This window comes from Alphaproteobacteria bacterium PA2, from assembly GCA_002256425.1.
In the GTDB taxonomy this organism is placed as follows: Bacteria; Pseudomonadota; Alphaproteobacteria; order Caulobacterales; family Caulobacteraceae; genus Phenylobacterium.
Genome location: NKIZ01000001.1, coordinates 1059957 through 1082157, shown reverse-complemented (window position 1 = coordinate 1082157; position 22201 = coordinate 1059957). Strand labels below are relative to the sequence as shown.

Sequence of the window (22201 nt, the reverse complement as noted above, 5' to 3'; positions counted from 1 at the left end):
GGAAACTGAAATCCCCATGGCCCTCAAAGTCGCCATCGTCGGCCTGCCCAATGTCGGCAAGTCGACACTGTTTAACGCCCTGACCCAGACGGCAGCCGCCCAGGCGGCCAATTACCCGTTCTGCACCATCGAGCCCAATGTGGGCGACGTGGCCGTCCCCGAGCCCCGTCTCGACGATCTGGCGCGGGTTGCAGGGTCAAAGGAAATCCTGCCTGCCCGGATCAACTTCGTGGACATTGCCGGCCTGGTGCGCGGCGCGTCCAAGGGCGAAGGCCTGGGCAACCAGTTCCTGGCCAATATCCGCGACTGTGACGCCGTAGCGTTTGTCGCCCGCTGCTTCGAGGACGACGACATCACCCACGTCGAAGGCCGTGTTGACCCGATTTCAGACCTCGAGATCATCGAGACCGAGCTGATGCTCGCCGACCTGGAAAGTCTGGAAAAGCGGGTGGTCAATCTCGATAAGCGCGCCAAGACCGGCGACAAGGAAAGTGCGCTCACCCTCAAGCTGGTCAATCTCGCCCTGGCCGAACTGCGCGAGGGGCGCCCTGCCCGGATCGTTCAGGTTCCCAAGGAAGACGGCAAGGCCTGGGAGATGCTTCAACTCCTGACCTCCAAACCAGCCCTCTATGTCTGCAATGTGGAGGAAGGTTCCGCCGCAACCGGCAACGGTCACTCCGCCACAGTGGCCGAGCGGGCGGCGCGGGACCACGCCAACTGCGTGGTCATCTCGGCTCAGATCGAGAGCGAGATCGCCCTGCTGGATCCCGCTGAGCGTGGGGAATTCCTGGAGACCCTGGGTCTGGAAGAACCCGGCCTGAACAAGCTGATCCGCGAGGCCTACAAACTTGTCGGTCTGCAGACCTATTTCACCGCTGGCCCCAAGGAAGCCCGCGCCTGGACAATCCCTGTGGGCGCCACAGCGCCGCAGGCGGCGGGGGTCATCCACACAGACTTCGAAAAGGGCTTCATCCGGGCCGAAACCATCGCCTTTGAGGACTATGTCCGGCTGAACGGCGAAGCTGGCGCGAGGGAAGCCGGCAAGATGCGCTCGGAAGGCAAGGAATACATCGTCCAGGACGGCGACGTCATGAACTTCCGTTTCAACGTCTGACAGCTTCCAGATCGGCAGACCAAAAAAAGGCCCCGGGAAACCGGGGCCTTTTCTGTTTCGGTCGTCAATGCAGCCTGGGCAGCCTAGTGGCTGACATTGGCCCAGATCCGCCGGTAGCTTGCATAGAGCAGGCCCGAGAAGATCAGCAGATAGATCATGGCGGCCAGACCGAAGGACTTGCGCTCTTCCATCTTGGGATCGCTGGCCCAGGTCAGGAAGGCCGTCACATCCAGGGCCTGCTGTTCGATGGTGGACTTGGCGCCATCATCAAACGTGACCTTGTCCGGCGCCAGGGGCGGCGGCATGGCGATGAAGCCGCCGATCGGCACCTTCTTCGGATCACCCGTCCAGTAGCTGCTCATGTCGCCGGGCATATAGGGATTGTAGTGTTGGCCGGTCGGAACGGTCATGCCCTTGGGCGCTTCTTCATAGCCAACCAGCAGGGAGTAGATATAGGCCGGTCCGCCCTCCCGTGCCTTTGCCATGGTGGACAGGTCCGGCGGCAGAGCCCCGCCATTTGAAGCCCGTGCGGCAGGTTCGTTGGGGAAGGGATTGGGGAAGGCGTCAGCCGATGTCGCCGCACGCTTCACCACATCACCGGTTTCAGAGTCGATATCGTCGACCTGATATTCCTTGGCGATGGACTTCACATAGGGGTTGTCATTCGGGTTCTTGAATTCGGGGTCGTAGAACGGCCCGCCCTTCTGTCCCAGATTGCGGAAGGACATCAGGTTCATCGAGTGGCAGGCCGAGCAGACCTCCCGATAGACCTTGTAGCCCCGCTGAAGCTGGGCCTGGTCGAACTTGCCGAGCGGACCCTGGAAGCTCCAGTGAACTTCCCTGGGCTCTTCCTCGGTTGTGGACGCGAGGGCGGGGGCGCCGATGAAAGCAAGCCCCAGCGCCGCGAGAGCGAAACCTTTGCGCAGCATCGAGGCTCAACCCCTCTTTTCAGGCGAAGCCGCAGCACCGGCTGGCGCATTGGCGGGATGTGAAAGCACAGGCTCGCTGATCGATTCCGGCTGGGGCAGAGGGGTCTCGGTGAGGCCCAGGACCGGCAGGATGATCAGGAAGTAGGCGAAGTAGTAGGCCGTAGCCATGCGAGACAACCAGACCACCGAGTTGAGGTCTGCGTCGATCACCTGGAACGTCGTAAGTCCCGGAATGATCTTGTTGTCCGGCAGCTGGCCGCCGCAATAGCCCAGAACCAGGGTCACCACCACGAAGATGAAGAAGTAGAGCCTGGCCGTCGGGCGATAGCGCATGGACCGGACCTTGGAGGTGTCGAGCCAGGGCAGCAGGAAGAGCATGGCGATGGCGCCGCCCATGAAGATCACGCCCATCAGCTTGTCCGGAACGGCCCGCAGGATGGCGTAGAAGGGCAGGAGGTACCATTCGGGCACGATGTGCGCAGGCGTCACCAGCGGGTTTGCCGGAACATAGTTCACCGCGTCGCCCAGGGCGTTCGGGTTGAAGAACACGAAGGCCGCAAACATCAGCAGGAAGACCGAAATCGCGAAGCCGTCCTTCACCGTGTAGTACGGATGGAAGGGGACGGTATCTTCCTTGGACTTCACATCCACGCCGGTCGGGTTGTTGTTGCCCGGGACGTGCAGGGCCCAGATGTGCAGGGCGACAACGCCCGCAATCATGAAGGGCAGCAGATAGTGCAGTGAGAAGAAGCGGTTGAGGGTGGGGTTATCCACCGCAAAGCCGCCCCACAGCCAGGTGGTGATGGACTGGCCGATCACCGGAATGGCGCCGATCAGGTTGGTGATGACCACCGCGCCGTGGAAGCTCATCTGACCCCAGGGCAGGACATAACCCATGAAGGCGGTGATGATCATCAGCAGGTAGATCACGCAGCCCAGCAGCCAAAGCACTTCGCGGGGGGCCTTGTAGGAGCCGTAGTACAGGCCGCGGAACATGTGGACATAGACGGCCAGGAAGAACATCGAGGCGCCGTTGGCGTGCACATAGCGTATGAGCCAGCCATAGTTCACGTCGCGCATGATGTGCTCGACGCTGTCGAAGGCGAACTTCACATGGGCCACATAATGCATGGCCAGAATGATGCCGGTGACGATCTGGATGCCGAGGCAAAGGGCAAGAATGCCGCCAAATGTGTACCAGTAGTTCAGGTTCTTCGGGGTCGGGAAGTCGACAATGGTGTCATGGCCAAACCGGATGATCGGCAGGCGCACGTCGAGCCACTTCTCGAAGCCGCTCTTGGGTTCGTAGTTTGAATGTCCGCTCATGATCCTCAGCCCACCTTGACCTTGCTGTCAGACAGGAAGGTGTATTCGGGCACCGCCAGGTTCTTTGGCGCAGGGCCCTTCCGGATACGACCCGAGGTGTCGTAGTGCGAACCATGGCAGGGGCAGAACCAGCCGCCGAAATCGCCGCCGCCGAAGGTCGGCACGCAACCCAGGTGGGTGCAGGTGCCGATCAGGACCAGCCACTCGGCCTTGCCGGCCTTGTGACGTTCCTCGTCAGTCTGGGGATCGCGCAGGGCCGCGTTGTCGTCCTTGATCGCCGCAGCGATCTCCTTGCCGGTGCGATGGCGGATGAACAGCGGCTTTCCGCGCCACTTGATCACCACCTGCTGCCCCAGTTCGACCTTGGACAGGTCGAATTCCACCGAGGCCAGGGCCAGGGTGTCTGCGGCAGGGTTCATCTGATCGATGAACGGCCACGCTAGCCCACCGACGGCGCCGACGGCGGCGACGGTAGCGGCGATATGAATGAAATCACGCCGGTTGGGGTCTTCCCCTCCGGTATGGTGTTCGGGAGTTGCGCCCATGACGGTGCTGGCCACCTTTAAGCTACCCTTCGGTTGGGGCTGAAACCGGATGGCTCCCGCCCGACTTCGACCCAGTCAGAGATTCTGGCTTGGGTCCCTCAAAACACATTGTAGAGCCGGCCCCGAACTTTGGAAACGCCGTCGCCGCAATTTGCGACTCCACCATTTCGATGATTCGGATTAGCCCCATGCATCCCGTGGCTGGACCGCTTAGAATGCTGCTCGCGCTTTTTCAACCGGACATTCCGCAAAACCTTGGAGCAGCCCTCAGATTAGGGGCATGTTTGGGGGTAAAAGTGCATGTCATCGAGCCCTGCGGCTTTCCGCTCTCGGACAAAGCCATCCGGCGGGCCGCCATGGACTATGGCGAACCGGCAGAAGTTACCCGCCATGCGGGCTGGTCCGACTTCATTGCGGCGGACCTCGGGCGAATCATCCTGTTCACCACCAAGGGCGCCACGCCTCTCCATGACTTCCGGTTCCGGCCTGATGACGTCCTGCTGTTCGGACGGGAAAGCCTTGGGGTGCCCGACGAGGTCGCGGAAGCCGCCGACGCGAGGGTCATCATTCCCCTCAGCCCGGGACGCAGGTCATTCAATGTGACGGTCTCGGCCGCCATCGGACTTTCCGAAGCGTTGCGTCAGACCTCGCTTTTCCCTAATCCCGTGGTCCCATGACCGACGCCGCAACCCTTGAAAGCTACAACACCCGCGCCCGCGCCTGGTTCGACTCCCTCCGGGACCGGATCGTCGCTGAGTTCGAAGCCATGGAGGACGAGGCGCCCGCCGACCTCTACCCCGGCGCGCCCGGCCGCTTCGAGCTGAAGCCCTGGGTCAGACCGGCGGGCGGCGGCGGCGTCATGGGCTTCATGCGCGGCGGGCGGTTCTTCGAGAAGTGCGGCGTCCACATCTCGCTGGTGCATGGAACCTTCACGCCGGAAATGGCCGCGACCATGCCAGGCGCCGACAAGGATCCCCGGTTCACGGCCACGGGCATCAGCTTGATCGCCCACATGCACAATCCCAAGGTTCCGGCGGTTCATATGAACACCCGGTTCCTGGCGACGACCCAGAGCTGGTTCGGCGGCGGGGCAGACCTGACCCCGACCCTCGATGTCCAGCGGACGCAGGAAGCCCCCGACGCCATCACCTTCCATGCGGCGATGCAGGCCGCCTGCGACCGGCACGACCCGACCTGGCACCCGAAGTACAAGGCCCGCTGCGACGAGTATTTCTTCCTGCCGCACCGCAATGAGCCCCGGGGCATTGGCGGCATCTTCTATGACCACCACAATTCCGGCGACTGGGAGCGCGACTTCCAGTTCACCCAGGATGTGGGTGAGGCCTTTCTTGATGTCTATCCGCGCATTGCCCGTGGACACATGCATGAAGGGTGGTCAGATTCAGACAAGGCGGAGCAGCTTGTGCGGCGCGGCCGGTATGTGGAGTTCAATCTCCTCTACGATCGGGGCACCATGTTTGGACTGAAGACCGGCGGAAACATCGAGAGCATTCTCAGCTCCATGCCGCCCATGGTCGCCTGGCCCTGATCGCGGAGCGCACGACATGCCTCACATCCGACCCTTTCGGCCCGAGGATATCGACGCGCTTTACGAGATTTGTCTGAAGACCGGGGACAGCGGCCGTGACGGTTCCCACCTCTATGAAAATCCAAGGATCATCGGCGAGATCTACGCAGCGCCCTATGCAACGCTCCGACCTGACCTGACCTTCGTCGTCGAGGATGAATTGGGCGTAGGCGGCTACGTCCTGGGAACCGAAGACACCCGGGCCTTTGAAGCCCAGTGCCGTGAAGTCTGGTGGCCCAGGGTCCGCGAACTGTATCCCTATCCTGAAGGCGCCTCCCAAAGTGGCTGGACAGCTGATCAATGGCGGGCCGCCCAGATACACTACCCCCCACCCACGCCTCAGTCCGTAGTCGCCGACCACCCCGCCCACCTGCACATAAACCTGCTGCCCAGGTTACAGGGCGTGCATCTGGGGCGTCCATTGCTGGAGACCTGGATGAAGGCTGTATCCAGGGCCGGGGCGGACCGGGTCCATCTTGGATGCAGCGCAGACAATCATCGCGCCCTTCGCTTTTACGAAGGTTGTGGCTGGGACCGACTGGACATTGAAAACGCCGGAGCGACGGTCTGGATGGCCCGGGCCGCAGGCTAGGCGTTCCGGGCCAGGAACTCTGCGATCCAGCCGCCGACCCGGGACCGGTCGTCGGCCTGGGCATAGGATGCAAGGGCGGCCTCCGCCTGGGCGTCCGTATAGCGCGTTCCCCGGCGGGTCTCGATCAGGGCCCTGGCGTAGTCGGGGGTGAACTCGGGGTGCAACTGGATCGAAATGGCTCTCTGGTCCCCATAGGCCAGCATGCCGAAAGGCGTGAAGTCATTGGCGGCCACAACCTGCGCGCCAGGCGGCAATTCCACCACCTGATCCTGATGGGATGCCGGCACACCAATGGTCGCGGCTGTGTCCATCCAGGCATGCCGGGTCGCCACCTCATAGCGATGCAGACCCACACCCCATCCCTTGGGCGACTTGATTACCTTGCCGCCGAAGGCTTCGGCCATGATCTGGTGCCCGAAACAGACGCCGACCAGGGCCGTGCGCCCCTTGGCGGCCTGAAGGAAGCCCTTGAGCGGATCGATCCAGGGATGGGGCTCGTAGACCCCTGCCGAGGATCCCGTGATGATGTAGGCCCTGTGGTCCTCGACCTCGGCCGGAAACTGCCCGTCCGAGACATCGTAGGTCGCATAGTCATGCGCCCCCTCGCCCAGAAGGGTGCGGAACATGGACGGATAGTCGCCGAACCGGTCGACAATATCTTCCGGTGGGCGGCCCGTCTCCAGAATGGCCAGCTTCATGGCGCGCCTCCCAGGGACGCCGCAACGACGCCCAGTTTTTCCAGAACCTCCGCCCTGCCGTCCGTGAAGTCACGATCCAGCCACCAGGCCTCGACCTCGGCCAGGGCCTTGCCGATCAGGGGACCGCGGGGAAGGCCTGCTGCAGCAGCGTCATCACCGTTGACCGGAAGAACCGGTGGAACCCAGGCTGAAGCCAGTTCCAGGAGGTCGGCCCATGCCGCCCGGCTGGTTGTCGAGCCTGATGCCGCCCAGGCGAGGGTCACGCGGTCAACGAATGTCGAAGCACCCATCTGGTAGAGGGCCTGTCTGGCAAGCTTCGGGGACATGTCGGGGCGCAAGTCCAATGAGGCCTCCGCCGCCGCCACCAGCCTGCCGCGCTCCGCGTTGGACAGCCGCATTGTGTCCGCGGTCCTGCGCACGGCCTCCCTGTCCTGTGGCAGGAGGGCGGCGAGACGCAGGACCGGATCAGACTGTATCCGCCCTTCAACCGCCAAACAGACCAGGGCGCTGAAGTCAGCCAGATCCCGATGGTCTGGCAGTATGATATCCAGGACCCCGGTCCTGGCCATGAGATCAACGGCCATTCGGGGGTCATCGGCGGCCAGGAGTTTGAGCAGCTCCTTCGACGTCCTCTCGGCAGGTAGGTTCCTGATGGCGTCAGCCAGGGCGCGGCAGGCCTCGAGGGCTTCCGCATCAGGGTCGCCCCGGCCATACCAGGCCAGGAACCGGAAGAACCTCAGGATCCGGAGACTGTCCTCCTCGATCCGCGTCCTGGCCTCACCGACGAAGATGATCGCCCCGGCCCTTCCGTCAGGGATTCCCCGACCTGTGGGGTCGAAAAGGACACCTTCCCGATCCGAATAGACCGCGTTGAGGGTGAAGTCCCGGCGCTGGGCGTCCAGTGCCCAATCCTGGGTGAAGGCCACCACGGCGCGGCGACCATCCGTGGAAACGTCCCTGCGCAGGGTCGTCACCTCGAAGGGCAGGCCATCGATCACGGCCGTAATCGTCCCATGGTCAATGCCTGTCGGAACCGCCCTGATTCCAGCAGCCTTGAGCGCGACGGTGACAAGGTCCGGGGTCAGGGTGGTGGCTATGTCGATGTCGCCGATGGGCGCCCCCAGCAGGGTGTTGCGGACGCAACCGCCAACAAACCGCGCGCAGCCTCGACGGCCCCTCGCCTCGAGGGCGTCAAACAGGGCCGTGACCTGAGGCGTGGTCATCCAGGACTGCACCCCGACGGTGTCAGTCACCTGACCGCCTCCAGGCTTTGGGGACCATCATAAAGGCGGCGGCGGAGGGCCCTCAGCATGCCGGCGGTCGCGCCCCAGATGTAGAAGTCGCCGTGCGTCATGGCGTAGAACCTGCGGACCTCACCGCTGGGCAGGGTCCTTTCATGTTCTTCGTGATTGTCGGTATTCATAAGGAAGTCGAAGGGGGTCTCGAAGATGTCGGCGACTTCATCGGGGTTGGGGATCAGGTCAAAGCCGGGAGCGATGAATCCGACCACCGGCGTAATCAGATAGCCGGTCCCGGTCTGATAGGGTGATGACAGGCCAACCAGGGAAACCAGCTCGGGACTGAGCCCGACCTCTTCCTCCGCCTCACGCAGGGCCGTTTGCCAGGGGGTTTCGCCCGGATCACGCCGCCCGCCTGGAAAGGCCACCTGCCCCGCATGCCGACGCATGGTGTCTACCCGGCGGGTCAGCAGGACGGAATACCCCTCCTCCCGCTCGATGAGACCGATCAGCACCGCGGCCGGAGTCAGCTGCTCAAGGTCGTCGGGTCGCACCGCCGCTGTCGACAGGTCATAGTCCGAGGTGATCAGGGCCGGCGGTCGATCTTCCAGGGGATCCAGCCGGTCGCTGATCCAGTTCCGCAGGCCGCCATTCACGGGCAATGAACTCCGGCTGGACCGAGGGGGAACCAGACGCCCCCGGACATGACCCCGAGCTCGGGACCCTTGGGCGTTTCCCGCTCTTCAGCCATCTCTACCAGCTCATAGAAGACAGGCCGGGCGATCAGCGCCTCAAGGCCCCGACGCACATGCACGTAAGGGCGTGGCTCGCCGGTCTTCCCGTCCATTTCGACACGGATGGCGTTCTCTGGTCCAGCCGTGACCTCGTCGCCAACATTGGTCAGGAAGGTCAGGCCCGTTTCCGTCCGGTCGACCCGCACCGCGATGAACGGGGCGTCTTCAACCGTGATCCTCATCTTCTCGACCGGCGTCACCAGATGGTAGCCGTCAGGGTCCTTGCGCAGCACCGTCGAGAACAGCCTGACAAGGGCCTCGCGGCCGATGGGCGTGCCCTCATGGAACCACAGGCCATCCTTGCGGATGACGATGTCGATATCGCCGCAGTGCGGGGGATTCCACAGGTGTACAGGCGGCAGGCCGCGCCCCGGCGCCTGCTTGGCCGCGGCGATCACGCCATCCAGGCCCTGGGATTTGGGAGATTCCGTCATGGCGTCAGGTTAGGCCTGCTCGGCGCTGGCCTCAACCACCTCCCGCCATCAGGGACGCACAGGGCCGGAAAGAGGCCCGGTCGCCCCCCTGGCGAGCACACGGCGCTGATCTACCGGGCCGGGCAGCTTCACGGCTGCGGTAGGGGCAGATGAAAAGCCGAACCGGGTGAAATAGGGTTCGTCGCCGACCAGCAGGACAACCGGAAATCCTGCCGCCTCAGAAGCCTGACAGGCTTCGAGAACCAGGGCGCCGCCGGTTCCGGACTTCCTCTGGTCAGCTTCGACGGCCAGGGGCCCCAGGAACATGACCGGTGTCTCACCGACCTGGACCTGGGTCATCCGCACGCATCCGACCAGTCGACCCTCATCCCAGGCGCAGAAGGAAAGGTCACGGCGAAGGGGCGCCATTTCCCGGACACGCTCGGAGACCTTGGTGAACCTTCCTGGCCCGAAGGCGTGGTCCAGAAGGACTTCGATGGCAGATGTGTCCGAGATCTGTTCAGGGACAATGACGAACCCGGAAACGGGCTTGGCGTTAGGGGACATGGGCAACTCGAAAACCGAAGGACGACGAACCCGGCGCGCTCAGGCGGTCCGGGGGCGGAGGATCAGGCAGCGCAGGGCGCCGTTCGTCGCAGTCGTCGCATGGACCTCAAGTCCCTCGTGATCGAAGGCCGGGCAGATAGGGCCCCAAGCCCCCCCCGTCAATGCTGCTTGGTCAGAGCCACTTGCGCGGCAGGACACGGCCAAGGGGCCGCACCTCACCCGAAGCCAGACCCAGGCGTTTCATCCTGGCGGGGGTCAGGGCGGCCAGGGCCTGAACAGGCTCCAGTCCACCGACCGGGCTGTAGGTTACGTCACCAAGCCCGGCCGCCCCATCAATGGCGGTCCATTCAGCTTTAGCGCGGTCCTCGAAGCCGACCGCGAAATAGCAGCGCACGGGCGCCGGCTCCTCCGCCATCTCCACCATGACGCCAATCACCCAGCCCGACATTCCGAATGGTCTCCTGCCGGGACACAGTGTGTGGATTCGCTTGCCAAGCCGCCATGACCGGTTGAGGCTGGAGAGGAAAAACCGGATCGGGAGGCCGCCATGACCAGGGTTGAAGTCGTCGAGTACACGGATTGCGTCTGCTCCACCGCCTGGGGCGCCGAACCCCAACTGAGGCTGCTGGACTGGCGACACGGCCATCACATGACCTGGCGAAAGGTCATGGGCGGTCTCGTCGGCAATGCCGCGACCGGCAAGGAAGGATGGGACCGGATCAGCGCCGCCGAACCCATGCGCGCCTACTGGAAGCGGGTCTGGCATCTGACCGGCATGCCCTACCCCAACCCCATGAAGCTGATGTTGCAGTCTACCGACCCGGCTGGCCAGGCGGTCAAGGCGGCGGAGCTTCAGGGCCAGGAAGTGGCTCACGCTGTCCTTCGGAGGTTCCGCGAGCAGATCTTCATTTTCGGAACTGGTCCCCAGACCCCCGATGAGTTCGACGCTGCTACGGTCGGCGTGCCCGGACTGGATCACGCCCGCTGGCGTCTAGATCAAGCACGCCCGGAGGTGGCCGCAGCCTACAAGGCCGACTGGAGCGAAACCCGCCAGCCCAATGACTATGTGCGCAATCTCAAGCACGACAGTCCGATGAATGGTGAACTCAAGCACTCCGAGGGCCATGACCGGTATGCGCTTCCGACCCTGATCTTCAGGGGTCCAGGGGGCGATCACACGGTGGCGGGCTGGGTGGACTACGATGAGTATGTCGCCGGGCTTGAAGCCGCCCTTCCCGGCGCGACCGCAGACGCCAGGCCGGACCCGACGCCAGATCAGGCCCTGGCGCGGTGGGGCGTGCTGACATCGAAGGAACTGTCCTTCCTCTGTGGCGAAGGCGCCCCGCCGCCGAGTGGGGCTGTAGTCCACGACTGGGGCGATGGAGTGGTCTATTTTTCAGGGTCAGAGGCCCGGGCAAGGGGACTGACCCTTACGCAAGCCTAACGTCAGCCCTGCAGGGACCCACCTGCAAATGCGCCTACCCTCTGTTCAGGGGCTGCGAAAGAGATAACTTCCCCCGCAAGACCTTCGGGAGGCGACAAGCGTGAACAGAACCCTGGCATTGGCCCTGGCCTTGATCGGCGCGTTCGCCTTTGCGTGGTGGACGGCCCAGACACCTCAACCCCTTCCTGCCAGCGCTTCGCCCAGCGTCTTCGCCGCCGGCCGGGCCATGGTCGACAACCGGGTCATGGCACGGACACCGCATCCGATCGGGTCTGCGGCCAACGCCCAGGTTCGCGACTATCTCGTCCAGAGGATGTCCGCCCTTGGCCTGAACCCTGAGATCCAGAGCGCCGATGTCCTGCGCAAGGTGGATCGGGCGGAGACCCCTTTCGTTACGGGCGGCCACGTTGAAAACATCATCGGGGTCCTGCCGGGCAAGTCACGCACGGCGCCGGCCCTGGCCCTCATGGCCCACTATGACAGCGTGCCCGGCTCCCCGGGGGCGGCCGACGATGCCGCTGGCGTTTCAGCCGCGCTGGAAATCATGCGTCTGCTCAAGGCCCAGGGTGTGCCCGAGCGGGACGTGATCCTGCTGATCACCGACGGCGAGGAAGCCGGGCTCCTGGGCGCGGCGGCCTTCTTCCCCGAACATCCCCTGTCCAGGCGCATTGGCTTCATCATCAACATGGAAACACGGGGCGGCGGCGGCGCGGCCCAGATGTTCCAGACCGGCGGCGAGAATGGCGAGGTCATCAAGCGCTTCGCCCGGACCGCCGTACGACCGTCCTCGTCATCCCTGGCGGTATTCCTCTATGAACACATGCCCAATGACACCGACTTCACGGTCTCGAAGGCCGAGGGGATTACCGGGTTGAACTTCGCCTTCATCGGCCGTCAGTTCGACTATCACTCGGCCACATCCACCAGTGACAACCTGGATCAGGGCAGCCTTCAGCACATGGGCGATCAGGCCTATGCGGCGGCCAGGGATCTGGCCTTCTCGGCGGAACTGCCTGGCAAGAGCCCCAACCTCGTTTACGCCAACACCTTTGGCTCGCACATATTCGCCTATCCGCAGATCGCCGGATGGGCGCTGCTGGCCGCGATCGCCGCCTGGATCGCCCTTGGGGTGCATACCGCCCAGCGGGCGGGAGTCTTCCGCTGGTCGGAGGCAGCCCGTGGCGCAGGCGGCGCCGTCTATCTGCTGCTGACCGGCGCCGCCGTCCTGCACCTGGCGCGCAAGATGACGGGCGTCGACCTGGGGTTCTTCGAACAGCGGCAATTGCTGGCGCAGGTCAATCGCTGGGAGATCGCCCTGGCCCTGCTGGGTGTCGCCATGGTGATTTACACCGCCAATGCGACCGCGTCCGGCCGCTCACGCTTCACGGCGGCTGCATTGGCGGCGACGGCCGGGATCATGTCCTGCGCCTTTGGCTTCGATCCAGTCGGACTGGGACTTGGCATAGCCGGCGGCATGGTCGCCCTCATCTCCATGGGTCGCCCGGCCGGCATTACGGGCGCATGGACCGGGGTCCTAGGTACAGCCCTGCTGGCGGCGACTGTCGGCCAGATCGTAGCGCCGCCCACAGCCTTCCTGATCGCCTGGCCCCTGGCCCTGGCCGCGGCTCTCGGCGCAATCAGCGGGATGGGATATCGCCGCAGCGCCTGGATGACCGTGCCGCACGCCCTGGCGGCGGCAGGGGGACTGGCCTGGTTGTTGGGGCTCGCCCACGGTGTATTCCAGGGTCTGGACATGGTGGAGCTTCTGGCCATCTTCGCATGGCTGTGCGGGCTGCTGATCTGGCCCCTGGTGCAGGATGATGACAGGGCGCCTGAATGGGCGGGCCTGGGCCTGTTTATGGCCGGTCTGGCCGTCACCCTGCTGGTGCGGTTCGACCCGCCATGGTCGGCCCGCCACCCCCAGGCGACCATGATTTCGTATGTGCAGGATACCGACACGGGCAAGGCCTACCTGGCTTCACCGGTCTCGAAGCTTGACCCCTGGACGGCAAGGGCGCTGCAGACCTACGGGCGGCCGCCCGTTCGATCCGACGTGCCGACCTTCGGAAGGGGCATGGAGTGGATCGCGACGGCGCCACCCATCGCAGCGACAGCGCCTGATTTCATCCTTCAGGATCTGAAGGATGGCAGCTTCGCCCTGACCGTCACGCCGCCAGCCGGCGCCCGGAATATCTCCCTGGAGCTGACGGCCGACACAATCATCCAGGCCACCGCCCTGAACGGAACTCCCATGAAGGTGCTGGACAAGCCCGGCCAGGCCACAAGGATACGTCTCACAGCCATGCCGAAGGGCCTGGTCATGACCTTCAAGCCCGTGGGGCCAGGCGGACTGCAAGTGAAGTTTGCGACGACCCGCGAGGGTTGGCCGACTGGCGCTGCGCCCTTGCCAGCCAGGGACGAAAAGACCATGCCCTTTGACCTTTCGGACTCCACACTGGTCCTGGGATCCAGGAAGTTCAGCTGGTAGGAAGCGCCATGGCCGACGTCATCATCTATCACAACCCCAATTGCGGGACCTCGCGAAATACCCTCTCCCTCCTGCGGGAAAGGGGCGTCGAACCCGTAGTGGTCGAGTATCTGAAGGCCGGCTGGTCCGAGGCCCTTCTCAAGGATCTGGCGGCGCGGAGCGGCGGCTCCCTGCAGGACCTGCTGCGGGTGCGCGGCACCCAGGCCGAGGCGCTTGGGCTGACAGACCCCTCAGTGACCGAGGCGACACTCCTGAATGCCATGGTCGCCGACCCGGTTCTGGTCAACCGCCCCATTGTCGCCACGGCGAAGGGCGTCGCCCTTTGTCGGCCTGTCGAGCGCGTACTTGACCTGATCTAGCGAACAGATCGATTCTCCCGGTTCATGGCCGAGTTCGATCCCAGACGACCGCCCTCCAGACTTCTCGCTCGCCTGACCCTGGCGACGGCGGGTCTGGTGGCGGCTGGATGGGGTGTTACAGCCTATGGCGCGCACGCCGTGGCAAGACTGGCCCCGCCGCTTAATCAGACCGAAATCAACGCCCTCCAGCACAAGGCGTTTACCGAGGCGGAAGCCCTTCCCGGCTTTGGCCGTCCGGAACATCTCGAAATCCAGGTCGCAGTCGGCGAGACCCTCCAGGGCGCCATACTGCGCGCCGGCATAGGCCCCGATGACGCCCGCGAACTCATCAACACCCTGGCAGGCGCGATCGACGTCACCAGTATAAGTCCCGGCTTCACCCTTGATGCGGCGGTCGCCCGGCGGCGGGGCGGCGAGGAAAACCTGCGCCTCATCGGCCTGTCCCTTCGCACCAGTCCCGCATCAACCCTGGCCGTCACGCGGACCTTTGATGGCGCCATGCGCCTGCGGGAGATTTCGGAAAACATCCGGGCCGAGCGCACGGTCGCATCGGGCGCCCTGGACGGCTCCCTTTCCGAAACAGCCGCCGAACTGGGCGCGGGGCCAGCCATCATCCAGCAGATGGTCAAACTGTTCGGGCACAAGGTCGACTTCGACCGGGACCTGAAGCTGGGGGACAAGATCGACCTGATCTATGACCGCGCCGTCACTGACAGCGGCAGGACGGTTCAGACCGGCGATCTGCTCTACGCCGCCATCAAGGGCATCCGGTTCTATCGGTTCGAGCGCGCCGGCAAGGCCGAATACTTCGACGCCAATGGCGAGAACATTCGCGGCTTCCTGCTGCGCACGCCGGTGGCCAGTGGGGAAATGACCTCGGGCTTCGGCATGCGCCGACACCCGGTCCTTGGCTTCAACCGCATGCACCAGGGCATAGATTTCGGCGTCGGTGTCGGCACCCCGGTGCTCGCAGCCGGGGATGGCGTGGTGGAAACCGCTGGCCGCTGGGGCGGCTATGGCAACTGGCTCAAGATCCGCCACCCCGAGAACTGGGCCACCGGCTATGCCCACCTGCTGAAGTTCGCTCCGGGGATTGCGCCGGGCCAGACCGTCCGGCAGGGCCAGGTCGTGGCCTATGTGGGGACCACGGGGTTGTCGACCGGACCCCACCTTCACTACGAGATCTGGCAGGATGGAGCGCGGGTCAATCCGGTCAGCGCCCGGGTTCCCCAGGGCGTGACCCTGGCGGGCGCCGACCTTGACGCCTTCCGGGCCGAAAAGGTCCGGATCGACCGAATGCTTGTACGAGGGTCTGTAGACCTCTCGCGGGAGACGCCACGGCAGGTGGCGAGCACAGAGCCCGTCGTCGCCCTCAGACGCTGACAGCGCCCAACGAAAAAGGGCTCCGCCTTGCAGCGGAGCCCTGATTTCAATCTGACAACTTCGATCAGTCGAACATGATGACCGAACGGGCCAGTTCGCCGCGCTTCATGTCGGCGAAGCCTTCATTGACCTGCTCCAGCTTGATGCGCTGGGAGATCATCTGGTCCAGCTTGAGCTTGCCGTTCATGTAGAAGTCGACCAGCCGGGGCATGTCGACGGGGAAGCGGTTGGAGCCCATCATCGAGCCCTGCAGCTTCTTTTCGCCCAGGAAGGCGGCGCCCGGCAGGGTGATGGACTGACCGATCGGGATCATGCCGATGATGTTGGCGGTGCCGCCGCGACGCAGCATGTTGAAGGCCTGCTCCGCCGTCTTCGACAGGCCGATGGCCTCGAAGGAGTGGTGAACGCCGCCCTTGGTCATTTCCAGCACTTCCTTGACCGCGTCGGTCTGGGAGGCGTCGATGAAGTCGGTGGCGCCGAACTCGCGGGCCAGGTTGCCCTTGGAAGAGACCATGTCGACGGCGATGATCCGGCCGGCCCCGGCGATGGACGCGCCATTGATGGCCGACAGACCAACCCCGCCGCAGCCGATGACGACAACGGTTTCGCCCGGACGGACGCTGGAGGTGTGGATGGCGGCGCCGACGCCGGTCATGACCGAGCAACCGATCAGGGCGGCGCGATCGAGGGGCATGTCCTTACGGATCGACACGCAGGCATGCTCGTGGATCAGCATGTATTCGGCGAAGGAAGACAGGTTCAGGAACTGCGGCAGGGGACGGCCGCCCTGGCTGAGGCGCGGCTCCTCGTCGGCGTCTCGCTTGGTTTCCGGCGAAACGCACAGCGACAGGTGGCCGGTGAGGCACTGGTCGCAGTGGCCGCAATAGGCCGACAGGCAGGTGATGACATGGTCGCCGACCTTCACGGTCCGGACTTCGGAGCCGACAGCTTCGACAATGCCGGCGCTTTCATGGCCCAGGACCGCGGGAAGCGGATGGGGATAGGACCCTTCCATGAAGTGCAGGTCGGAGTGGCACAGGCCAGCGGCCACGGTGCGGATCAGGACCTCATGCGGGCCGGGCTTGTTGATCTGGACGTCTTCGATCTGAAGCGGCTTGCCCACTTCGCGCAATACGGCGGCCTTCATGTTTCGTCTCCCCATGTCGCCCGGTTTCGGACGGGTTTCAAAAGCCGGGCTCTATCCCGGGCATCTCAAGTCGATAGCTTATCGCCGTTCAGGTGAAGCGCGCTAGAGCCTTTCCGTTCCGTACCGCTAAGAGGTCACCTGATTTCGCAGTTCGCGCTTCAGCACCTTGCCGGTGGGACCGATGGGCAGGGATTCGACGATCCTCACCTCGTCTGGCGTCCACCACTTGGCCACCCTGGTCGAGACGTGGATCTTCAGTTCCTCAGGATCGGCCGTATGGTTCGGGCGCAGGACCACCAGCAGCAGCGGCCGCTCATCCCATTTGGGGTGGGGTATGCCGATGGCGGCGGCCATGGCCACGGCAGGATGGGAGGACACAGCGTCCTCCAGATCCAGGGTTGAGATCCACTCCCCGCCTGACTTGATCACGTCCTTGGCCCGGTCCGTGAGGCGCAGATAGCCTTCCCCGTCCAGGGTCGCGATATCTCCGGTGTCAAACCAGCCGTCCGGCAGGAAGACGTCGGCGCCTTCATTCTTGAAATAGGCCGACGACACCCAGGGGCCGCGAACCTGCAGGGCGCCGGAGCTCTTGCCATCCCTCGGCTGGATCGTCCCGTCGTCGCCCATGATGCGCATTTCGACGCCCCAGCCGCCACGGCCCTGCTTCTGCTTGCGGGCCAAGGCGGCGGCGGCGTCCTCGCCCTCATGCTTTGATAGAGGCGTATTGATCACCCCCATGGGGCTGGTCTCGGTCATGCCCCAGATCTGGCGAACATCGGCGCCCAGCATATCCTGGACCCGGCTGATGAGCGAGGCGGTCGGGGCCGAACCACCAACCGCCAGGGTCTTCACCGAGGTCAGTTTCTCACCGATCTGGTCCAGATGGTCGAGGACGCCCACCCAGATGGTGGGCACCCCAAGCAGGAAGGTCGGCTTCTCGGCGACCGCCAACTCGCAGATGGACGGGCCATCCAGATTGCGTCCGGGCAGGATCAGCTTGGCCCCAACCAGGGGCGCTGCATAGGGCGTGCACCAGGCGTTGGCGTGATACATCTGGGCGCAGGGCAGGACCGCTGAGGTCGCCCCCAGATCAAAGCAGTCCGGCTGGACCAGGGCCATGGCGTGCAGGACCGTGGACCTGTGCGAATACAGCACCCCCTTGGGATTACCGGTCGTCCCGGAGGTGTAGCAGAGTCCCGAAGCCTGACGCTCGTCGATATCGGGCCAGACATAGTCGGCGGAATGCGACGCGATCAGCTCTTCATAGACCAGGGTTCCATCCGGCGCTTCCGGCGGCAGATGTTCCCGGTCGGTCATGGCCACGAGGGTTTTGACGGTCTGAAGCTGGGGCGCAATGTCCCGGACGAGTTCGCCAAAAGTGATGTCGAACAGCAGGATGGCGTCTTCTGCGTGATTGGCGACCCAGGCCACCTGATCGGGGTGAAGCCGCGGATTGATGGTGTGCAGGATCGCGCCCATGCCGGTGACCGCGTAATAGAGCTCGAAATGCCGGTGGGTGGACCAGGCAAGGGTCGCCACCCGGTCTCCAGGCTTGACGCCCAGGGCTGTCAGGGCGTTGGCCATGCGCTTGGCCCGTTCGAGGGCGCGGGCATAGTCGTACCGGAAGATCGGGCCCTCGACGGTCCGGACCACCACCTCGCGGTCTCCGTGATACCGGGCCGCATATTCCAGGATCGAAGGCAGGCTGAGCGCCCGCTCCATCATCAGGGCCTGCATAATGTTTCAACTCCCGACGCCATTTTGTCGGGAAGTCTAGTTTGGGAGTTCATTCAGGACTAGGGGCTGAAGTCCTTCCCGGGCTAAGGGCGCCGGTAGATATGGACCTGACCCTGCTCTGCCAGGGCCACGGGCGGGCGATCAAGGATGAGCCCGGCCTTGATGGCGAAGGGGTCCGGATCTCCCGCATAATAGGTCAGCCGTTCTGGATTGTGCAGAACGCCCTGGGGACCTGAGACCACATAATCCAGGGTAATGTCCATGCGATCGAGGCCCTGCCGGAAGGTATGTTCCAGCACATAGAGGGTCAGGCTGGCGCCGTCAGCGGTTGCCTGCTGAAAGACCGGAACATTGGGCGGCGGCGGCGGCAGGGCCATCTTGCTGGCGTCAGGCATGTGAAACCCGGCAAGCCCGCCGGGGCGCAGGTGCTTGAAGACCCCGTTGAATGTGTTCTGCCATGCTGCGCCCCGGGGAATATGGGCCAGGCCATAAAAGGGACAGATGACGGCATCGAACGTCTCGCCAAGCGTCAGGGACGTCATGTCGCCAAGAACATACCGAAGGCGGGCCTGTACCCCTTCAGGGGCCCTGGCGCGCGCGGCCTGGGCCTGGGACAGCATGGAAGGGGCGATCTCGACGCCCAGGACGGAAAACCCCTGAGCAGCCAGGGCGGAGGTCACCCTACCCGTGCCAGAGCCCAGTTCCAGAATGCGCCCTTCCGCAGGCGCCAGCTGACCAAAGAGGGCGACATCGTTCGCAATGGACCGATCTGCCGACGCTACAAGGTCGTAATAGCGCGACGAGGCCGCGCCCGAAGCATAGTAGGGACGGGCCTTGACCATGGATTAGGACAGCCTCAGGCCGCCATGCGCGCTTTGAAGACCCCGTCAGGCAGACGGGGCGCCCGGGTGGGATGGACGAAGAAGTAGTCTTTCCAGTCTGCGCCCGGCAGGACCGTGGTCCGCTCTTCCAGACGATCGCCGTTCAGGGCGAACATGCGATATCCCCGGGACCGGAAAATGTCGACGACCGCCTCGGCCGAGCCACCGAACCGCTCGGTCAGCATGGCCGGATGGATCTCGATCAGGACATGGGGCTTGTCGCGGTCGAGAATGCCTTCGGCGCCCTTCAGCGCCTTCTGCTCAGCGCCCTCGATGTCCATCCGGATGAAGTCGACCCGGGTGATCCCCTGCGACCTGCAGTACTCGTCCAGGGTGACCACCGGGGTCGGCTGGACCTCGACGCCCGTGTCCTCCAGGTCAGGACGAACCTTACCTTCGGGCGCCGCATCGGCGACGAAGGCATAGGCGCGCCCCATCCGTCCGGAGGTCTTCTTGGGCGTCACCAGAAGCATTTCCCCCGGCGCATCAGAGACAGCGGCGTGGATGGGCCGCACCTGCCGGGCAATGCCGTGCCAGGCGAGGCACAGTTTCAGCACTTCGAAGGTGAAGCCCGAGGGTTCAAAGGCGTGAATCTGGGCCGACGGCGCTACCTGGGTCATCACATAGGAGTGGCGGCCATCGCTGGCGCCCACATGCAGACAGACCGGAGAGCCGGAGAGCAGGTCCGCCAGATAGGGCGTTTCGGGCTCATGCTTGGCCCATCTCATATTGCGGCGCCAGGCGCGGAAGGCGTGGCTGATCACCCGTAGGGACGGCATTCTTCGGAATCCTTTTGCGGGGGCTCTTTACGCCGCGTCCCGCGTCATCGTCATCATGTAGTTGATGTCGCAGTCCATCGATTGCGACCAGCGGCCAGTCAAGGGGTCGAAGACAACCCCGAAGGGGCCTTGAATGGCCAGGGGTTCACCGGTCATGAAACCCCGCAGTTCCGAAGGTTTGAGGAACTTGGACCAGTCATGGGTCCCCGCCGGCAGCCATCTCAGCACGTATTCTGCGCCGATCTTGGCCAGGGCCAGGGCCTTGAGCGTACGGTTGAGCGTGGCGACAATCATGATGCCGCCCGGGGCCAGCAGGCGGCCGCAGGTCCGGAGGTAGGCGGCGGGATCGGCCACGTGCTCGATCACTTCCATGTTCAGGATGACGTCATAGGGACCAGCGCCATCCGCCTCTAGCTGTTCAGCCGTAGAGCAGAGATAGGTGACCTTTGCGCCCACCTGGGCCGCATGGGCGCTGGCAGTACCGATATTGCGCTCAGAGGCGTCGACCCCGGTCACATCGAAACCCAGCCGGCTCATGGGTTCCGACAGCAAGCCGCCGCCGCAACCGATATCGAGCAGTTTGAGGCCCTCGAAGGGCCTGCGGTCGGACCCGTCGCGCCCAAAGCGGACAAGGGCCTGATCTCTGATGAAGCCCAGCCTAACCGGGTTGAACTTGTGCAGGGGCGCGAACTTGCCCTTGGGGTCCCACCACTCGGCTGCAATTCTTGAAAAGCGCTCGACTTCGGCCGGGTCAACACTGGAAACGATTGTCGTCATGCCCCCCTTTTAGCGCTTTGCAGCCCGAACGCGAAGGGGAAGCGTTGCCGACCGCCGTCTGTCCGTTTATGACGCCCCCTCCCCCGCGACCAAGGAGCTGTCGCCAAAAGCCATGTCTCGGCTCGTAATGAAATTCGGCGGCACCTCGGTGGCCGACCTGGAACGCATCCGCAGGGTCGGACGCCTGGTCGCGGCCGAAGTCGCCGCTGGCCACAAGGTTGCTGTCGTCGTGTCGGCCATGGCGGGCAAGACCAATGAACTGGTGGCCTGGACTGATGGCGCCGGCCCCGCCGCCCAGGGGCTGCCGCCTTCTGACGATGAATACGATGTCGTTGTAGCCTCCGGTGAACAGGTGACCGCCGGCCTGCTGGCCATGACCCTGCGCAACATGGGCCTGCCTGCCAGGTCCTGGATGGGCTGGCAGATCCCGATCATCGCCGACGACGCCCATGGCCGCTCCCGCATTGATGATGTTGAGGCCGACAAGCTGACAGCCGCCATGGATACGGGCGAGATCGCCGTGATCGCCGGCTTCCAGGGCGTCACACGGGATGGCCGCATCGCCACCCTGGGCCGTGGCGGATCCGACACCAGCGCAGTCGCCATCGCCGCTGCGGTGAAAGCCATCCGCTGCGACATCTATACGGACGTCGACGGCGTCTACACCACCGATCCCCGCATCGAGTCCAAGGCGCGGAAGTTGTCCAAGATCTCTTATGAAGAGATGCTGGAAATGGCGTCCCTAGGGGCCAAGGTCCTGCAGACCCGCTCGGTCGAACTGGCCATGGCGAAGAATGTGCCGGTGCGGGTATTGTCCAGTTTTGTCGAGCCAGGCGAAGCGCCCGGCCAAGGCACCGTTGTGTGCGACGAGGAAGAGATCATGGAAAAGCGGATTGTCAGCGGCGTCGCCTACAGCCGCGATGAGGCCAAGATCAGCCTGTTCGGCCTGCCCGACCATCCCGGCGTGTCGTCGGAAATCTTCGGCGCCCTGGCTGACGCAAACGTCAATGTGGACATGATCGTCCAGAGCCACGCGCGCACTGCGGACACGGCCAATATGGAATTCACCGTCGGCAAGCGTGACGCCGCCCGGACGGTCGAAATCATCCGCGCCGCCCAGCCCCGGATCGGCTTTGACGACGTCCAGGTGAACGAGGACGTATCGAAGGTTTCGGTGATCGGCGTCGGCATGCGCAGCCATACCGGCGTGGCCAAGACCATGTTCGGCGCCCTGGCCGAAAAGGGCGTCAACATCCAGGTCATCTCCACCTCGGAGATCAAGATCAGCGTGCTGATCGACGCGGCCTATACGGAACTGGCGGTCCGCGCCCTGCACGCCGCCTATGGCCTGGACCAACTCTAGCCTTCAATTCGGCGGAGGTGTTCGACTAGCCAAAGGCGC

23 protein-coding genes are annotated in these 22201 nt (G+C 64.2%); 9 read left to right on the top strand and 14 right to left on the bottom strand.

The window, feature by feature from the left end:
* Positions 1–16 precede the first annotated feature (16 nt).
* Positions 17–1114, top strand: a complete 1098-nt coding sequence (gene ychF / locus CFE28_05215) for a redox-regulated ATPase YchF (GenBank protein OYU69455.1) — start codon at positions 17–19, stop codon at positions 1112–1114.
* Between the two features lie 83 nt (positions 1115–1197).
* Here the strand turns inward: ychF and CFE28_05210 are convergent, their stop codons facing one another.
* Genes CFE28_05210 through petA form a run of 3 tightly spaced genes read right to left on the bottom strand, consistent with a single transcriptional unit; the run spans position 1198 to position 3914 of the window.
* Positions 1198–2043: a cytochrome c1 gene (locus CFE28_05210; protein ID OYU69454.1), complete on the bottom strand. Its 846-nt coding sequence runs from the start codon at positions 2041–2043 to the stop codon at positions 1198–1200.
* Positions 2044–2049: 6 nt separating this feature from the next.
* On the bottom strand, positions 2050–3369 hold the full coding sequence (locus CFE28_05205) for a cytochrome b (protein ID OYU69453.1): 1320 nt from the start codon (positions 3367–3369) through the stop codon (positions 2050–2052).
* 5 nt (positions 3370–3374) lie between these two features.
* Positions 3375–3914 (bottom strand): ubiquinol-cytochrome c reductase iron-sulfur subunit, encoded by a 540-nt coding sequence (gene petA / locus CFE28_05200; protein OYU69452.1) that lies wholly within the window; start codon positions 3912–3914, stop codon positions 3375–3377.
* Positions 3915–4129: 215 nt separating this feature from the next.
* On the opposite strand from petA, the gene CFE28_05195 reads away from it, so the two are divergent.
* Genes CFE28_05195 through CFE28_05185 form a run of 3 tightly spaced genes read left to right on the top strand, consistent with a single transcriptional unit; the run spans position 4130 to position 6094 of the window.
* Positions 4130–4591: an rRNA methyltransferase gene (locus CFE28_05195; protein OYU69451.1), complete on the top strand. Its 462-nt coding sequence runs from the start codon at positions 4130–4132 to the stop codon at positions 4589–4591.
* The gene (locus CFE28_05190) at positions 4588–5463 is read left to right on the top strand and encodes a coproporphyrinogen III oxidase (GenBank protein ID OYU69450.1); all 876 of its coding nucleotides are present in this window, start codon (positions 4588–4590) and stop codon (positions 5461–5463) included. Before CFE28_05195 ends, CFE28_05190 begins: the two co-directional genes overlap by 4 nt.
* Before the next feature lie 16 nt (positions 5464–5479).
* A complete protein-coding gene (locus CFE28_05185) occupies positions 5480–6094 on the top strand; it encodes a GNAT family N-acetyltransferase (protein OYU69449.1) in 615 nt (204 codons plus the stop codon).
* Here CFE28_05185 and CFE28_05180 read toward each other — a convergent pair.
* The 6 genes from CFE28_05180 to CFE28_05155 form a co-directional block, all read right to left on the bottom strand.
* Positions 6091–6792 (bottom strand): GMP synthase, encoded by a 702-nt coding sequence (locus CFE28_05180; GenBank protein ID OYU69448.1) that lies wholly within the window; start codon positions 6790–6792, stop codon positions 6091–6093. The two genes, CFE28_05185 and CFE28_05180, sit on opposite strands and share 4 nt — an antisense overlap.
* Positions 6789–8015, bottom strand: coding sequence for a CCA tRNA nucleotidyltransferase (locus CFE28_05175; protein OYU71565.1), 1227 nt, complete (start codon positions 8013–8015; stop codon positions 6789–6791). The genes CFE28_05180 and CFE28_05175 overlap by 4 nt, the downstream gene beginning before the upstream one ends.
* A gap of 26 nt (positions 8016–8041) precedes the next feature.
* Positions 8042–8722 carry a CoA pyrophosphatase gene (locus CFE28_05170; protein OYU69447.1) on the bottom strand — a complete coding sequence of 227 codons (681 nt, stop codon included), beginning with the start codon at positions 8720–8722 and terminating at the stop codon, positions 8042–8044.
* A complete protein-coding gene (locus tag CFE28_05165; protein OYU69446.1) occupies positions 8683–9258 on the bottom strand; it encodes a hypothetical protein in 576 nt (191 codons plus the stop codon). Before CFE28_05165 ends, CFE28_05170 begins: the two co-directional genes overlap by 40 nt.
* 48 nt (positions 9259–9306) lie before the next feature.
* Positions 9307–9804, bottom strand: a complete 498-nt coding sequence (locus CFE28_05160; protein ID OYU69445.1) for a GNAT family N-acetyltransferase — start codon at positions 9802–9804, stop codon at positions 9307–9309.
* Between the two features lie 172 nt (positions 9805–9976).
* Positions 9977–10252, bottom strand: a complete 276-nt coding sequence (locus tag CFE28_05155) for a hypothetical protein (GenBank protein ID OYU69444.1) — start codon at positions 10250–10252, stop codon at positions 9977–9979.
* 99 nt (positions 10253–10351) lie between these two features.
* Between CFE28_05155 and CFE28_05150 the strand changes: the two genes are divergently transcribed.
* The 4 genes from CFE28_05150 (at position 10352) to CFE28_05135 (ending at position 15478) form a co-directional block, all read left to right on the top strand.
* Complete coding sequence (locus CFE28_05150) at positions 10352–11248, top strand: hypothetical protein (protein OYU69443.1); 897 nt, start codon at positions 10352–10354, stop codon at positions 11246–11248.
* Positions 11249–11366: 118 nt separating this feature from the next.
* Entirely contained in the window at positions 11367–13736 is a 2370-nt protein-coding gene (locus CFE28_05145; GenBank protein ID OYU69442.1) for a peptidase M20, read from the top strand.
* Between the two features lie 8 nt (positions 13737–13744).
* Positions 13745–14095 (top strand): arsenate reductase (glutaredoxin), encoded by a 351-nt coding sequence (gene arsC, locus CFE28_05140; protein ID OYU69441.1) that lies wholly within the window; start codon positions 13745–13747, stop codon positions 14093–14095.
* 24 nt (positions 14096–14119) lie between these two features.
* Complete coding sequence (locus tag CFE28_05135) at positions 14120–15478, top strand: peptidase M24 (protein ID OYU69440.1); 1359 nt, start codon at positions 14120–14122, stop codon at positions 15476–15478.
* Positions 15479–15542: 64 nt separating this feature from the next.
* Here the strand turns inward: CFE28_05135 and CFE28_05130 are convergent, their stop codons facing one another.
* The 5 genes from CFE28_05130 to CFE28_05110 form a co-directional block, all read right to left on the bottom strand.
* Positions 15543–16625, bottom strand: a complete 1083-nt coding sequence (locus CFE28_05130; GenBank protein ID OYU69439.1) for an alcohol dehydrogenase — start codon at positions 16623–16625, stop codon at positions 15543–15545.
* A 126-nt stretch (positions 16626–16751) separates the two neighbouring features.
* The gene (locus tag CFE28_05125; protein ID OYU69438.1) at positions 16752–18362 is read right to left on the bottom strand and encodes a long-chain fatty acid--CoA ligase; all 1611 of its coding nucleotides are present in this window, start codon (positions 18360–18362) and stop codon (positions 16752–16754) included.
* An 83-nt stretch (positions 18363–18445) separates the two neighbouring features.
* Entirely contained in the window at positions 18446–19204 is a 759-nt protein-coding gene (locus CFE28_05120; protein ID OYU69437.1) for a hypothetical protein, read from the bottom strand.
* A 14-nt stretch (positions 19205–19218) separates the two neighbouring features.
* Entirely contained in the window at positions 19219–20022 is an 804-nt protein-coding gene (locus tag CFE28_05115) for a hypothetical protein (GenBank protein ID OYU69436.1), read from the bottom strand.
* Positions 20023–20049: 27 nt separating this feature from the next.
* Positions 20050–20799, bottom strand: a complete 750-nt coding sequence (locus CFE28_05110; protein ID OYU69435.1) for a bifunctional 3-demethylubiquinol 3-O-methyltransferase/2-polyprenyl-6-hydroxyphenol methylase — start codon at positions 20797–20799, stop codon at positions 20050–20052.
* 112 nt (positions 20800–20911) lie between these two features.
* Here CFE28_05110 and CFE28_05105 point away from each other — a divergent pair, with 112 nt between their 5' ends.
* Complete coding sequence (locus CFE28_05105) at positions 20912–22162, top strand: aspartate kinase (protein OYU69434.1); 1251 nt, start codon at positions 20912–20914, stop codon at positions 22160–22162.
* Positions 22163–22201: the final 39 nt, after the last annotated feature.

Excerpts from the sequence above, each read along its gene's own strand:
- ychF (OYU69455.1), top strand. The coding sequence starts at position 17 with ATGGCCCTCAAAGTCGCCATCGTCGGCCTGCCCAATGTCGGCAAGTCG.
- CFE28_05210 (OYU69454.1), bottom strand. The coding sequence starts at position 2,043 with ATGCTGCGCAAAGGTTTCGCTCTCGCGGCGCTGGGGCTTGCTTTCATC.
- CFE28_05205 (OYU69453.1), bottom strand. The coding sequence starts at position 3,369 with ATGAGCGGACATTCAAACTACGAACCCAAGAGCGGCTTCGAGAAGTGG.
- petA (OYU69452.1), bottom strand. The coding sequence starts at position 3,914 with ATGGGCGCAACTCCCGAACACCATACCGGAGGGGAAGACCCCAACCGG.
- CFE28_05195 (OYU69451.1), top strand. The coding sequence starts at position 4,130 with ATGCTGCTCGCGCTTTTTCAACCGGACATTCCGCAAAACCTTGGAGCA.
- CFE28_05190 (OYU69450.1), top strand. The coding sequence starts at position 4,588 with ATGACCGACGCCGCAACCCTTGAAAGCTACAACACCCGCGCCCGCGCC.
- CFE28_05185 (OYU69449.1), top strand. The coding sequence starts at position 5,480 with ATGCCTCACATCCGACCCTTTCGGCCCGAGGATATCGACGCGCTTTAC.
- CFE28_05180 (OYU69448.1), bottom strand. The coding sequence starts at position 6,792 with ATGAAGCTGGCCATTCTGGAGACGGGCCGCCCACCGGAAGATATTGTC.
- CFE28_05175 (OYU71565.1), bottom strand. The coding sequence starts at position 8,015 with ATGACCACGCCTCAGGTCACGGCCCTGTTTGACGCCCTCGAGGCGAGG.
- CFE28_05165 (OYU69446.1), bottom strand. The coding sequence starts at position 9,258 with ATGACGGAATCTCCCAAATCCCAGGGCCTGGATGGCGTGATCGCCGCG.
- CFE28_05160 (OYU69445.1), bottom strand. The coding sequence starts at position 9,804 with ATGTCCCCTAACGCCAAGCCCGTTTCCGGGTTCGTCATTGTCCCTGAA.
- CFE28_05155 (OYU69444.1), bottom strand. The coding sequence starts at position 10,252 with ATGTCGGGCTGGGTGATTGGCGTCATGGTGGAGATGGCGGAGGAGCCG.
- CFE28_05150 (OYU69443.1), top strand. The coding sequence starts at position 10,352 with ATGACCAGGGTTGAAGTCGTCGAGTACACGGATTGCGTCTGCTCCACC.
- arsC (OYU69441.1), top strand. The coding sequence starts at position 13,745 with ATGGCCGACGTCATCATCTATCACAACCCCAATTGCGGGACCTCGCGA.
- CFE28_05135 (OYU69440.1), top strand. The coding sequence starts at position 14,120 with ATGGCCGAGTTCGATCCCAGACGACCGCCCTCCAGACTTCTCGCTCGC.
- CFE28_05130 (OYU69439.1), bottom strand. The coding sequence starts at position 16,625 with ATGAAGGCCGCCGTATTGCGCGAAGTGGGCAAGCCGCTTCAGATCGAA.
- CFE28_05125 (OYU69438.1), bottom strand. The coding sequence starts at position 18,362 with ATGCAGGCCCTGATGATGGAGCGGGCGCTCAGCCTGCCTTCGATCCTG.
- CFE28_05120 (OYU69437.1), bottom strand. The coding sequence starts at position 19,204 with ATGGTCAAGGCCCGTCCCTACTATGCTTCGGGCGCGGCCTCGTCGCGC.
- CFE28_05115 (OYU69436.1), bottom strand. The coding sequence starts at position 20,022 with ATGCCGTCCCTACGGGTGATCAGCCACGCCTTCCGCGCCTGGCGCCGC.
- CFE28_05110 (OYU69435.1), bottom strand. The coding sequence starts at position 20,799 with ATGACGACAATCGTTTCCAGTGTTGACCCGGCCGAAGTCGAGCGCTTT.
- CFE28_05105 (OYU69434.1), top strand. The coding sequence starts at position 20,912 with ATGTCTCGGCTCGTAATGAAATTCGGCGGCACCTCGGTGGCCGACCTG.